13 protein-coding genes are annotated in these 13,528 nt (G+C 37.6%); 5 read left to right on the top strand and 8 right to left on the bottom strand.

What is annotated here, in order from left to right; all coding sequences use genetic code 11:
- Positions 1-7 precede the first annotated feature (7 nt).
- Genes mobB through FK178_RS05540 form a run of 4 tightly spaced genes read left to right on the top strand, consistent with a single transcriptional unit; the run spans position 8 to position 6,257 of the window.
- On the top strand, positions 8-1,039 hold the full coding sequence (mobB, locus tag FK178_RS05555; RefSeq protein WP_146831875.1) for a MobB family relaxase: 1,032 nt from the start codon (positions 8-10) through the stop codon (positions 1,037-1,039).
- A gap of 13 nt (positions 1,040-1,052) precedes the next feature.
- Positions 1,053-2,633: a type IV secretory system conjugative DNA transfer family protein gene (locus FK178_RS05550; protein ID WP_146831872.1), complete on the top strand. Its 1,581-nt coding sequence runs from the start codon at positions 1,053-1,055 to the stop codon at positions 2,631-2,633.
- A 38-nt stretch (positions 2,634-2,671) separates the two neighbouring features.
- A complete protein-coding gene (locus FK178_RS05545; protein ID WP_146831869.1) occupies positions 2,672-3,652 on the top strand; it encodes an AAA family ATPase in 981 nt (326 codons plus the stop codon).
- On the top strand, positions 3,645-6,257 hold the full coding sequence (locus tag FK178_RS05540; RefSeq protein WP_146831867.1) for a S8 family peptidase: 2,613 nt from the start codon (positions 3,645-3,647) through the stop codon (positions 6,255-6,257). The genes FK178_RS05545 and FK178_RS05540 overlap by 8 nt, the downstream gene beginning before the upstream one ends.
- Before the next feature lie 16 nt (positions 6,258-6,273).
- Here FK178_RS05540 and FK178_RS05535 read toward each other — a convergent pair whose 3' ends face one another.
- Genes FK178_RS05535 through FK178_RS05505 form a run of 7 tightly spaced genes read right to left on the bottom strand, consistent with a single transcriptional unit; the run spans position 6,274 to position 12,898 of the window.
- Positions 6,274-6,639, bottom strand: a complete 366-nt coding sequence (locus tag FK178_RS05535; protein ID WP_146831864.1) for a Tim44 domain-containing protein — start codon at positions 6,637-6,639, stop codon at positions 6,274-6,276.
- Positions 6,640-6,646: 7 nt separating this feature from the next.
- On the bottom strand, positions 6,647-7,480 hold the full coding sequence (locus FK178_RS05530; RefSeq protein ID WP_146831861.1) for a DUF4138 domain-containing protein: 834 nt from the start codon (positions 7,478-7,480) through the stop codon (positions 6,647-6,649).
- The gene (gene traM, locus FK178_RS05525; RefSeq protein WP_146831858.1) at positions 7,477-8,406 is read right to left on the bottom strand and encodes a conjugative transposon protein TraM; all 930 of its coding nucleotides are present in this window, start codon (positions 8,404-8,406) and stop codon (positions 7,477-7,479) included. Before traM ends, FK178_RS05530 begins: the two co-directional genes overlap by 4 nt.
- A gap of 41 nt (positions 8,407-8,447) precedes the next feature.
- The gene (locus tag FK178_RS05520) at positions 8,448-9,065 is read right to left on the bottom strand and encodes a conjugal transfer protein TraK (RefSeq protein ID WP_146831856.1); all 618 of its coding nucleotides are present in this window, start codon (positions 9,063-9,065) and stop codon (positions 8,448-8,450) included.
- Positions 9,066-9,075: 10 nt separating this feature from the next.
- On the bottom strand, positions 9,076-9,918 hold the full coding sequence (locus tag FK178_RS05515) for a hypothetical protein (RefSeq protein ID WP_146831853.1): 843 nt from the start codon (positions 9,916-9,918) through the stop codon (positions 9,076-9,078).
- Positions 9,919-9,920: 2 nt separating this feature from the next.
- Positions 9,921-10,490 (bottom strand): conjugal transfer protein, encoded by a 570-nt coding sequence (locus FK178_RS05510; protein WP_146831850.1) that lies wholly within the window; start codon positions 10,488-10,490, stop codon positions 9,921-9,923.
- The gene (locus FK178_RS05505; protein WP_146831847.1) at positions 10,487-12,898 is read right to left on the bottom strand and encodes a TraG family conjugative transposon ATPase; all 2,412 of its coding nucleotides are present in this window, start codon (positions 12,896-12,898) and stop codon (positions 10,487-10,489) included. Before FK178_RS05505 ends, FK178_RS05510 begins: the two co-directional genes overlap by 4 nt.
- Before the next feature lie 110 nt (positions 12,899-13,008).
- Here FK178_RS05505 and FK178_RS15845 point away from each other — a divergent pair, with 110 nt between their 5' ends.
- On the top strand, positions 13,009-13,152 hold the full coding sequence (locus FK178_RS15845) for a hypothetical protein (RefSeq protein ID WP_168194564.1): 144 nt from the start codon (positions 13,009-13,011) through the stop codon (positions 13,150-13,152).
- 16 nt (positions 13,153-13,168) lie between these two features.
- Here FK178_RS15845 and FK178_RS05495 read toward each other — a convergent pair whose 3' ends face one another.
- A complete protein-coding gene (locus tag FK178_RS05495) occupies positions 13,169-13,456 on the bottom strand; it encodes a hypothetical protein (protein WP_146831843.1) in 288 nt (95 codons plus the stop codon).
- Positions 13,457-13,528 lie beyond the last annotated feature (72 nt).

The following is a 13,528-nucleotide window of genomic DNA, read 5'->3' as shown; positions in this document are numbered from 1 at the left end:
TCAGCCTATGTATATCACCATCACACCACAAAAACTGGGAGGGACTTACTCCCAAAGCTCAGCCGGTTTTGTCGATTATCTGGAAAAGGAAAATCAGGGACAGGAAAAGGAGGATATGGAACACTTTTTTAATCAATATGGGAATGAAATTTCAGCAGAGGAGGTGATCAGGGAAATTGATGGGAATACTGCTAAACTGGAAAAGACCGAGCCTCGCTTCTACTCCATTACAGTAAGTCCATCGAAATATGAACTAAGCCGTCTACAGGATAACAGCACAGATTTAAAGCACTATACCCGTGAACTGATGAAAGACTATGTGGCTTCTTTTAATAGGGAAATTAATGGAAGGCCTGTAAGATTGGAGGATATTAAATACTATGCTAAAATTGAACATCAACGGACGTTTAAAGGGAACGATAAGCAAATTCGGGAGAACCAGCCTTTTGCGACCAAAATCCTGGAACTCAAGAATGAGATCCGGAAAATAGAACGCGGCGAAATGGACGGAAACATTAAAGCTTGTCAACAGCAGATTGTCAAACTGGAAAAGGAAGCTCCACACCGGCAGAACGGAGAACGCATTGTTCAGGGAATGCAAAAAGATGGTCCTCAAAGCCATATTCACATTATCGTCAGCAGAAAAGATGCCTCTAATCGACATAGTTTATCTCCAGGAAGTAAGTATAGAGCTTCTGAAGTGGCATTGAACGGTAAAACTGTCAAACGAGGATTTGACCGGGATAAATTTTTCAGCAATGCTGAAAAGTCTTTTGATAAAACCTTCGGTTACCGGAGGAATTTTGTGGAAACCTACACCTCCAGGAAAGAATTTATAAAAAATCCAAAGATGTATTTTACCGCATTGATGAAGCTTCCCACAAACGAAAAAGCGATAGCCTTAAAAATCCTCCGGGAATCCGGAATGCCAATGCTCCCGGGGATTCCTACTAATCAGGCACAACTGGCAATGAAAGTATTCAACCTCCTGCGCCGTGGTGTGGACATCGCTATAAAATCAAGTTCAATAGGTATCTAAAGGAAAAACAAATATGCAACTAACAAATCCCCTACATATACTCTTAATTATCATTTTGACAGCTTCAGTATTTTATGGACTGTATCGGATTTCAAAATATGCTTTTTTCTTAAATACGGTGCTGCTTTTTGGACTAATAGCCTATCTGTATTATCCGCATAATACGATAAAAGCACTACTTTATTTAGGTTGTCCTTTACTGTTGGTCAATACGGTATTTTACGTTTTTCTGCATAAAACGGATTTAAAGCAAAATACCTCTGAAAAATATCGTGTAACTTTTAAAACAGATAAGAAAAGTTTCAAAATTGAAAACATCAAGCGCGGTGCATCAATTATTGGGTCTGCCGGAAGTGGAAAAACTGAAAGCGTGGTTTACGGATTTTTAAAACATTTCCAGGAACATAATTTCTGTGGGGTTATTCACGACTATAAGGATTTTGAACTTACCGAAATGGCATACCCGCTTTTTAAAAATCCGGATATTCCTTTTCGTATTATCTCTTTTGATAAAATCATACATAGGGTAAACCCTATTGCACCCCGATATCTCGAAAATGAAGAAAGTGTGAATGAGATTTCCCGGGTACTTATTGAAAATCTTCTGGAACAGCGGGAATCGGGAACTACAGGAACCTCGAAGTTTTTTAACGATGCAGCTGAGGGATTGATTGGTGGATTGATCTGGAAACTGAAAACATCCTATCCTAATTTTTGCACCTTACCCCATCTAATCGCCATTTATCAACATTTGGACACTGATAGTCTAATAAAATTCTTAGAGACCAATACGACTTCCAGGGCAATGGCAGATGCCTTTATCAGCGGCAAAGATTCCGAAAGGCAGACAGCAGGGGTAAAGAGTACCCTGGCCAATGCTTTGAAACGCATAAGTACACAAAATATTTTTATGGCACTTTCCGCAGATGAAGTACCATTAAATATTAATAGCTCGGAAAATCCTGCCGTGATTGCCATAGTGAACAATCCTAAATTTGAGACCTCTTATTCGCCCGTAATTGCCACCATAATACATACAATTACAAAGCAAATGAGTGTGCGCAACTCTAAGCCATCTTTCTTGTTAATGGAAGAAGCACCAACGATTCGGTTATTAAATATGCACCGCATTCCGGCTACTTTAAGAAGTTATGACATTGCTACAGTTTACGTAATGCAGGATAAGATCCAGAATGATATGATGTATGGAGATAAAGCCAGTAAAGCCATTTTGAGCAACCTTTCCTATCAATTTTTTGGGAAAGTCAATGATCCCGACACCGCCAAATATTATGAACGCTTCTTTGAAATCGTAAAAAAGGAAACTACCAGCATCAATCGTGGCTACAGCCTTGATTTTGATACACGTATTACTACCGGGGAACGGGAAATTCCAAAAATACGAGCAGATGTATTTTTCCGCTTGAAACAGGGAGAGTTTATTACTTATGCTGATGGGGAGGACAAAAAGGTGCAGTTCAAATTGCAGAAAATTCAAAGACAGGTTCCTCAGGAGGAAAAGCAATTTTCCAAGGCTGACTTAGAAGCTAATTTTGAAAGAGTTTATCAGGAAGTGAGATCAATTTTTAATTAAATTATAGTTTAACAAATCAGAATATTATATTTGTACAAATGGCAAGAGCAGATTTATTATTAAAATTAGTTAAAGCCGGAACTAACGGAGACAATACCCTTTTTAGAAAGGTTGTTGAATCTATTATTGCCGAAGAAAAGAGTAAACAACATCATATTGTAGCTCAACAACTATTAGATGCACTTTCCAAAGCCTCTAAGCCTCAATCCAACCAACCTATACATAATCGTTTACTGGAAGATGGATTAGACAGTTTTTTATATCGCATTTACCCTCAAAAGACTTTGGATGATGTGATTTTAAATTACGAAAATCAAGCCGTCATTCAAGACCTTATCCAGGAACACCATCGCAGTGACTTATTGAGATCCTATAATTTAGAACCTAGAAATCGTATTCTATTGGCAGGTCCTCCTGGAAATGGAAAGACTTCTCTCGCAGAAGTCATAGCTCAATCTTTAATGATTCCATTTTACGTTGTGAGATATGATGGTATTATTGGTAGTTACCTAGGAGAAACCGCTACTCGGCTTAAAACAACTTTTGATTTTATTAGAACGCAAGAATGTGTTTTATTTTTTGATGAATTTGACACTATAGGAAAAGAACGCGGGGACATTCACGAAACAGGTGAGATTAAAAGAGTTGTAAGTTCTCTACTTCTTCAGATTGATCGCTTGCCGAGCTATGTCGTAGTTGTCGCAGCAACTAATCACGCCGAACTTCTGGATAGGGCTGTATGGAGAAGGTTTCAAGTAAGATTGGAATTAAAAGCTCCGGATAAGTCAATGATAAAGATTTGGCTCAAAAACTTTGAACAGCGTGTTAAATACGATTTGCAATATCCTATTGATAAAATAGCAAATAAGCTCGAAGGTCTTAATTTTGCTGAGATTGAAGAGTTTATCCTCGATGTTGAACGTAAATATATATTGTCGCTCCCTGACGTAAACGTAAAAAGGTTAGTGGATGAATGCCTTGTTCAAATGGAGCATAAATATTCTTTAGGGAATGGTTAAAAAACCACTTCTTTTGTTCCCGTTCCCTATAAGTGCGGAAAAATCTAAAAAACAAGGTTTTCCTGGTAAAATGTTCATCCCAACCAAAATTCAACAAATTCAGAGAAATGAATTAAAGATAACGGAATTAGATCGTGTACTTTCTAATAGGTCAGCCTCACTACAAAAGGCAGCAGGGAATATTATCCCTGAAATGATCTTGGTGTTAGAAACTGCCGGAGAAATAAAAGATTTTTTTAAAGCCGTGAAAAAGACTCCAGGAATGGAGTTTTTAGCTGAATATGAGACTGAGTTCGAGGCAGAAGATGATTTCTATAACATAGATAAAAACGGTAATAGATCTGAAGAAAATGTTGATGCCCGGTTTTATCTCACTATGACCAACCAAAGGGCACTTAAAGAACTTCAGAAATATTGGCGAGAATATAAGAAAGATAAAGAAAAACAAAATTTTAAGCGAGGGACTGCAAAATTCAGATCGCTTTTTGAACAATTAAAGGATATTAGACCCTATAATGTTAGTGATAGGGTACGTGATACCGGTATTGGAGAATATATTCAGGAAAGAAAATTATACGATTTTGATTTCGTGAGATTTGAAATAGAATTGGCCTTTAAAGGTAGTGACCAAGCCAATCGAAAAGCCTATGAAGAAGTAACCCGTTTACTTAATCTACATAACGGAGAAGAAGTGAAAGGTTCAAGGACTATAATCTCCGAGATATCATATCACGCTTTTATTGCAAGAGCTCCAATTCAAGTATTTGATGATCTTACGGAGAATACGAATATTTCCTTTTTAAAATCGCAACAAGTTTTGTTTTTTCGTCCTGTAGGACAGATGGTTTTTGAAACTCCAGAAAATATTGAGCAATTAAAAAAGTTGCCCAATGTTGAAGAAAATGATGAACTACCCACAAATGGCCATCCAGTCATTGCACTTTTTGATGGTCTTCCCTTAGCAAATCATATTCTATTGGAAAATAGATTGCAAATTGATGATCCTGATGGGTTCTCAAGTAATTATACGGGTAATCAAAGATTTCACGGTACCGCAATGGCTTCTCTTATCATTCACGGTGATTTAGATAATGAGAAAAAATCGATATTAAAAAGACCCTTGTATGTCCGCCCTATAATGAAATTGGGTACACAACTTTATCAAGGAGAATGTCTTCCAGATGACGTTTTACCAATAGATTTAGTGCATAGGGCTGTTCTAAGAATGAAAGTGGGAGATGCGGACAATCCTCCAGTAGCCCCTGAGGTAAAGATCATTAATTTTTCTATTGGAGACGCTTTTAGACCTTTCTTGAACAATATGAGCTCGTGGGCAAAATTACTGGATTGGCTTTCTTATCAATACGATATCTTATTTGTAATTAGTGCAGGAAATTTTAGTGACGATATCGCTTTGGAAGTCCCAGATGATGAATTTGATAATCTCTCTGATGATGAAGTACAAAAATTAGCTTTAGAGGAAATAGTTAGGACAAATTTTAATAGAAAGATTTTGGCACCAGCTGAATCGATCAATTCTATTACAGTTGGTGCGGCACATTTTGATTTCTCAAAGCCTAATAATTTATACCAAAGGAAAAATCTGATTAAGTCGTCCTCCTTATTATCTCCAATAAGCCGGATCGGTTTTGGTTTCCGCAGGAGCATAAAGCCAGAAATTATAACTTCAGGTGGGCGGAAGTTATTTCGGAAATCTCCAATTCAAAATTTACCAGGTAAAACGGTTCTTAAATTAGAATCTATCCCATTTAATGTAAATCCTCCCGGAAACAGATCTGCATTTCCAGGTAGTCCAGGACAAATAAATAAGTCTGGGTATTTGTGTGGTACTTCAAATGCAGCAGCTTTGACATCTCGTCTTGCTGCCCAACTTTATGATGTTTTAATTTCTATAAATAATTCCGGAGATAAATCTATACCAACAGATTTTCTTACTGTAATTATTAAAAGTTTATTGGTACATAGTGCTAGTTGGAGTAAAAGTTCAGATTTTTTATTGCAACTAATTAAGGATTTACCAGGCTCAGCTGCAAATACTTCAAAAAAAAACGTATTGCCTTATCTAGGGTATGGGGGTATAGATCCAGAACGCATTTTATATTGCACTGAGAAACGAGTAACAATTATCGGATACGGAAAGCTTTACGATGGTCAAGCCCATTTATATAGATTTCCATTGCCGCCATCACTTACTAAGGGAAGGATTGATAAAAAACTAACAATAACTTTAGCCTACAATAGTCCTCTAAATTTTAAAACAAGACAATATCGTAAAGCACAATTATTTTTTGATAATCTTAAGCATAATAATCATCTCGAATTAGATAGATCATATTATGATTTCCGAGCCACACAATTAGGAACTGTGCAACACGACATTCTTATTGGGGACAAGGCTGACGTCTTTGTTGATGGTGATTTTTTAGAAATAAAAGTGAATTGCAGAGAAGATGCATCTGAGCTCGGAAAATTGCCTATTAAATATGGATTGTCTGTTACTTTAGAAGTCAAGGAAAATAATGACATAAAAATTTATGAAGAAATTAGGCAAGGAGTTCAAACACGAATTAGACCTACTCTATAAATTCCAAAATTATTTTTCAAAAAGGTCCTTTCTCCCTCGCTCCTTGCTGCGTAACCTTCCAGTTTCCATTAATTTTTAAAAGCTTAAATAGCTCAGGGTTTTCTTCATAAGATGTGGTGAATCTAACCCAAGCTATTTCATTATCGGCGGTTTCTTCCAGCACTTTAAAATTGGAATTCCCGGATTTGCCTGCCGCCATTAAATCTTGTATCGATTTAAGGCCTTCGTAGCCTTCTGGGGTAGTATATTTTTTCAAGGTCTCATTATCCTTATTGTAGAAACTTTCAACTACAATTTTTGAAGTTTCGCTTGGTGAAAGGTCTTGTTTTCCGGTACAGGCAAGGAATAAGAAGGCTATTGAGTAAATGACGACGTTTTTCATTGCATTGCTAATTAGGGTTGTTGATAAATCTATGCGATACTTTTAATTTTAAGCTTCTTTCTCCGTTCTTTTCATTTAGCTCTAAAACCGCTCTGCGGTCATTGCTTATTGAAAACTTAGGCAGCACATAAACCAATCTTACGGTTTCGTTTTCTGCTACTTTGGAGGGCGAATTATACTTGAAAATTGGCTCTTGATAAAGGCGTTGCAATGATTTCCTTTTACCTTTTTGTCTCGTTTCAACCGAGAGTTTTAAGAAATTCAGATCGTAATCCAAGGTAGATTTATTTTCAATCTGGATTACAAAGTAAAGCTCATCCTTGTCAAAAACAATATTTTCAATGCTCAAAACGATGCCCTCATTACGTTTTTGTAGCCGGTTAATCCGTTGTTTTCGATCAAGTAGGTAGGAACTGAATTTTTGGTAGTAATAGACCTCATTTCCTAACTCTTTCTTAGACTCATTTACTTTTGCCGAATCAGCAACAATGGGCTTTTCATTACCGATGCTTTTAGACTTCGGTATAAAATAATTTAATCTATCAAGCTGTTTCTTATACTTTACAATATACGAAAAAACTGAACCATTTCTATTGACCACCAGAAGATTACTTTCCATTCCCGGCTTTGCCTGGAGCAACCCGAAATACTGTTCTTTCTCACGATTATAGGTAAACACAAAATTTTCAGATCCCGTAATTCCTTGGCGGATGGGTTCTGGGAAGAATAAAGCCACGTTCTTTTGGTCATTTGCATAAATCGTATCAAGGGTTATTGGTTGTTGTGCAGAAGTTTTCTCGACGGCCAAAACTAAGGCAATAATAAAAATATAAGCTTTCATAATTTAGGTTTTAAAATTAGTCTGTAATTGTTGAGCACGGTAACCTTTACGTTCCGGTTGTTGCGCTTGAGTAATTTGGTTATCCCACTCACTTGCGGTACGCTAGGGATGTTGATATCCCCTAGAATATCATCTAAAACTTCATTAGTGGCCTCTGCGCGAAAATTATTTTCCACGTATATTCCCTCGCTACCATCCTGAAGATCGAAGGCTTTAAGTTTTGTGGGATGGTGTTGGATATTTTCGATTTCAATTAATACCCGATGGGGTTGAAAACTGATAAAGCCAAAAACGTACGTGTTCTTTGGAATGCTTTTGTTATTAATGGTCGCGGCTTTGGTCAGGCGCATCCGTAAACGCGAATTAACCTTGACCACTTGATCACCATCCACGGCCGCATAGATTACGGCATCCGTTGTTCCGTAAATGGAAATATCATTTCCTTTTGGATCAGATGCAAAGAACAACTGGTGTTCCAGCCCCATTTCCTTGGTAGCAATTTTTTTTTCCACCTTTATTTCTGCGGAGTCAACTACGTTTGCGACTTTGGTAACAGCTTTTGCAACGCCAATATTCTGATAATTTTTTTCGGAATACTTAATTTTCCCTGCTGAGTAAATACTATCCACAATGCGCTCCTTTTCTTTTTCAGGTAAATCCGCATCATAAAAGCCCAGGGAATCAATCAACTTTTCATCGTAGATGCTTGGTGCGTTGGTTTCCCGCACTTCCTTCAAATCGTTGATTGCATCCAGTTTGGAATTGTATTCTTTTTGACCTTCTTCCAGTGCGGGAACAGATGTTTCTTTAAGGTTCTCGTTCTCACTTTCATCATCGCCCATTACCATCACGGAATAGGAAATCAGGAATAGTAATATCACGACCAATACAGCCGCAAAGACTATTTTATTCTTTTCTATCTTCATAATCATTGGTTTTTTAAATACCCGCCTGACCGTTGGGCAGGTTATGGATTTTCATTGTTCAGTTTTTTAAGGGATTTCTCGAAATAGTTGGTGATCAATAATCCGTGTGGATTGTTGGGGAAATTCCGATCAACGACAATAAGGTTACCGGTGGAAACCAACTCGTAAGTATCGATAATCGATCCCCGGTTGATTTTAAAAATGGTAACAGTTCTAAAGCTGTAGGTCCCATTCTTTTCTTGGATTTGGGAATCAATGCTGAGCACCTTTTGGACTAATGAATATTGCAACAACCGATTATAGACACCATCGGCCTTTTTTTGACGGTAGAGGTTGTCAACAGAACTGTTCCCAAGCCATAGTGCCTTTTCCAAGTTCTTTTCATAATTGCTTGCATCGATGTTGTAGAAATAATTGTGAAAAAGCTGTAAATGAGACAAGGCTTCAACTTTAAAGTTTTCCTTTTGAGTAACGAGTTTTAATGGAATGATACTTCCATCGGTATTGATGGCAAAAGCATTGTTCAAGGCCTTTTTATTAATGTTATATGCCATCCAAACGGCAAAGAAGCTGGATAATGAGGAACAGATGATGACGGCCAAGACGATGAACCTATTTATTCTAAGGACGGCATAAATATTTTTATAAGGTGTTTTCATTGTATCAGTTTTAGGCAGTAAATAATTTCAGGGTAAATGATGTAGCGCGCCGGTACAGTTTAAACTTGAGGAAGACGATAAACCCTACCGAACCAAGCTGTACAACCGGGGCAAAAAAGCCGCTGCCTACATCCGTCCCGAACAAGTTCGTCCAAAAGTTGGTGTTTACCTCAGTATAAATGGCATTGACAAAGACATTGACCAAGAAGAAGGCCGGTACCAGCATATAGACCGCTGTATACAATTTGAAAAAATTATAAGCCAACGAACGGAATTTTTCAAAAACGGCCAGACTGATGACCAATGGGAAAAACGCTTGCATAATCCCCAGTAGGAAAAAGCGTTCTGCCAAAAACAACGGATAAATGAACAGATCTAGAATCCATAGAATAGTGCTTCCTATAAAAGCGAATATTTTGAAACCAAAAAGGGGTGTTACCAAAGCTTCATAGAGCAATGCCATTGCAGCCTGAGCTGCTTTTATAATGTTTACTTCATCTTCAATAGGAATATCCTGCATCTGTAAAGGAAGTAAAGCCGGGGCCGTGCCGCGATATTGGCCTTCAATGGCCACTAAAATACCATCAAAAAAGCCTAGAATTTGTGTCGAGAAAATTACCAGTAGCACGACAGCAAAGTTTTTGGCCAGTTCTCCAGGGCTTAACCCCCAGGTATAGCCATCCTTATCCGCAACGCCCTCACTGTATTTTTTGAGGATATTGACTAAAAAGAAAAGGACGGCAAGCGTTTTCATTCCAGCAATGGTATATTGCGAGAAATTACTATTTTGTATGGTCTGGAAAATGGTATCAACATATTCCAGACCTATTCCTAAGATGATATTAGCAGCCATAATTAATATTCTGTTTCACGATTATTGATTTTATCCTGCATCTTTCGGAAAGAAATAATATCACGGTATCGCTTCGTTTTCAATGTGATTTCTGAAACCATAATTTTGGATTCTTCTTCTTTTTCTTTTAGGATGTACGCACGGTCGGCATCGCTCATTTTGAGGTAATCGCTGGACAGGATTTCATCAATAAAGTCCATTGTTTCCAATGAGTTTTCTACAATGGAGCTAAAAGATTCAGTCACCCGTTGGATTTCCTCTGGTTTGATATAGGGTGAGTTAAGAATGTCCTGTAAGTCATTCTGCATTACGTTGATAAGACGTTGATTGTTCCGGCCTATTTCCTGTACGGCTTTTAACTGCTTAACTACATTGTTTACTTTTTCAAGATTTTCTTTCTGCTGTTTCAGGAATTCAGCAGTTTTTAAAAGTTGGGAAGTTTGCTTGGCAGATTCGACCAGCGACTTCACCAGGCTGATAAAGTTCGTATTATCGTAAACCGGCATTCCCTGGGCCCGGGTGTTTAGACTAAAAAAGATAGCCATTCCAAGAATTAAAATTTTTGTTCTCATATTTTTATTTTTTTGGATGAATACTCTGTAATTGCTTTCTCCATGTCCTGATGTTTTTCATAAAGCTTCATTATTTCTTCATTTTCGAATCCATCGGTCAGATAAGCTGCATAAACTTCCCTTGGTACTTCAAGCCGAAAGACATTGCTTTCCTTCCCAATCTTGATAAACATCTCGGTGTACTTGCGAACTCCGGAAAGATTGTTCCTGATGGATTTTAACTGGTTAAGATCGTGACTGGAAAGGTTTAACCGCTTGGCCAGCTCGTTATATCCCTTTTCATTGTGGAGGCTGTAAATGACCTGGGTGTTCTCCAGGATACTTGCCGAGGTGGAATTGTTCGGCAGCTGGTTAATAGATTGTAAGATGATACCGATTGCCCCGTTCTGTTTCCGAATCGCCTGATAATAAAATTCCACGCTTTCCAGTACATTCTCGAATTTCAACTGCTTCGCAAATTCATCAAACAGGATAATTCCTTTCTCCGCAGGGTTTTTCCAAATGGTTCGCTGGATAGCAGATTTGATCAGCTTAAGCATTACCGAAAGAACTTCCTTATTATCCTTTACTTCATCAAGCTCAAAAACAATCAATCGTTTGTCCTCAATTTTATAGGTCTGGTCCTCGCTAATCTCAAAAAGAAAGCTGTACAGGCCATCCCCAACATATTCGGACATCACGTGTAGAAAGTTGACTGTGTTGAAATAATCGGGATGGATCTTGAGTTTTGGAAGTAGATCTTTTTGATTGCTTTCTATAAACCGATAAAAACTATCCAGGGAATGTTTTTCAGAAACATTCGAATAGTAGTGGCGCAATATTTTTTTTACCGAAACAGACTGTGTTTTGGTCACTTTTAAATCGGAACCGAACAATTCAAACAGGAACATTGACAAATCTTCCAGGCGTTCAGGCGTGATATCCTTTGAGTTACTGATGTAAAATGGATTAATGCCCAAATTTTTTCCACTTTCATATCTTAGCACTATATAATTTTCAGGATATAACTTTGCGAATTTTGTATAGGATCCACCAAGATCAATGATCACCAGGCGTACTCCGCTCTCGAAGTACTGCCGCAGAATATTATTGGCCAGGAAAGATTTTCCTTCCCCTGTAGGAGCAAAAATGGCAAAGTTTCGTGCTTTAATACGCTTCTTCTTCTCGTCCCATACATCCTTTAGCACAGGGATATTATGTTCCCGGTCGTTAAAGATGATTCCTGTAGGATCCGATTTGTAATTAGTGTTATTGATCAGCAGGCAAAGAGCGTGCTTTAAATCAGTCACATATAAATCTGCATTGGAAAAGTTGGAAGAAAAGCAACAGTAACTATTTAGAACATAATTTTTACGTTCTTCTCCCCGTGGGTAGTACGGCGTAATATCCAGTTCCTTAAATTTAGTCTTTACTTTCGAAGCTATCTGAGCCAGCTCTCCGGCTTCCTTAGCCCAATAGATGACATTGAGATGGCCACGGATAATTCTGGAAGTATCATCCGCATTTATCTGGTCAAGGATATGCTGAATTTTACCCAGCACAACCTTGTTCTGGGATCCAAAGTTTGAACTTTTTTGAAGTTCTTCGATTTTGTTATCAAGGAGTTTCCGCCATTTTTGTTTATCATCCAGGTAAAAAATTTGATTTACCATATGATTTTCATTAAGGGTCAATCCGAGGCCGTCAATAAAGCCCTGGTGGAATATAAAATCATCGGAAGTAAACCTCTCATTGATCTTACTGCTCTGAACAGTTTCGCCAAAACAGCGTTCGCTGTTGATAGCCAGGGCATCAAAATAATTATCGCCAACCTGAATATTAGATTTATCGAGCAGCATATCTGTATCAAATCCATTTTGAAAACCATTAAAGAAGCTATTGCTCAAAGACTGAATTTCCGCAGCACCCAAAGGAAGAAAGGACATTTTACGGCTGTTATTGATATAGGAGACCGAATCGCTGACCGAGCTGATAAACCTTTTGAGATTATCATCAATTTCCTGAGGTATTCCTTTAGAAATTTTTCGAAATGGATTGACATACTTTGGATTATTTAAAGCTTTATTTTTGGTGAGGATAAAAAATAAATAGCAGCGATGTTCCATAAATAGCCTACCCTGGAAATGGTCATGAGTTGCTTTTTCTAAAAAGGTTGTATTGGGTAATAACTCTGCTGAATAAGATTTTTTTAAATAAATGTCCTGTTTGTGTACCACACTTCCAGTGGGCAAAGATTTTAAAGCCTGGAACCAAACCCCATGTAGGTCTTCAAGATCCTTTTCAGATAAAGAATAAACTTCAGGTAGGATACCCTCATAGCACAGAACTACATTTCCATTATTAGCAAAAATGATATTGTTCTGAATATCTATAATAGGAGCAAAGTCAGATAGATTGATCTTGTTCATAATTAAAGCCTGAATATTTTCTGTTGCTGATGAGTTCTGGAAATCTTCCGGATATCGGAAGGAGCTGTGTTTTTTTGGTTATTCTGATCAGTATTAAATAAAGGACACAATTGAAGAACGAAGCACCAATGATGATCCAGAAACTGAAAGAGAAAATGATGACCAGTAAAGAAGCTACTACACAAATCATCATTAGAGCAAAAGAGGAGATGGGCAGCCCAAAAATGACTGCCTTTTTCCTAATGTTTCTATAGATTTCAAATTGTTTCATTAGACCACGATTGAAATCAAATAGGTGAAGATGCCCACGACTGCTCCTGCAATAAGGACAAAGACCAGTACCCGGGTAATTCCTTTTTTTAGGTCTGCATTTTCTCCAAAGAAGTGGCCTGCATTAAACAGGAAGCCGACAAGAAAGATCACTCCTAGGAGGATTGGAAAAATAGTCCTGATAGTCTCAGCAACATCATTTACTGAATTTTCAATCCCGCCAATCTGTGCGAAAAGCGGGAATGAAATCATTGACAAAAAAAGTGTGGGATAGATTGATTTTTTCATAACGAACTGTTTAAATTTTTGTTTTGTTTTTGTTACAGAAAAAATACATATATTTCGATATAAATACCTGTA

It is taken from the genome of Antarcticibacterium arcticum, from assembly GCF_007993795.1.
GTDB classification, from domain to species: domain Bacteria; phylum Bacteroidota; class Bacteroidia; order Flavobacteriales; family Flavobacteriaceae; genus Gillisia; species Gillisia arctica.
Note: the sequence above shows the minus strand (reverse complement) of the source record. Positions and strands in the feature narration are given on the sequence as shown.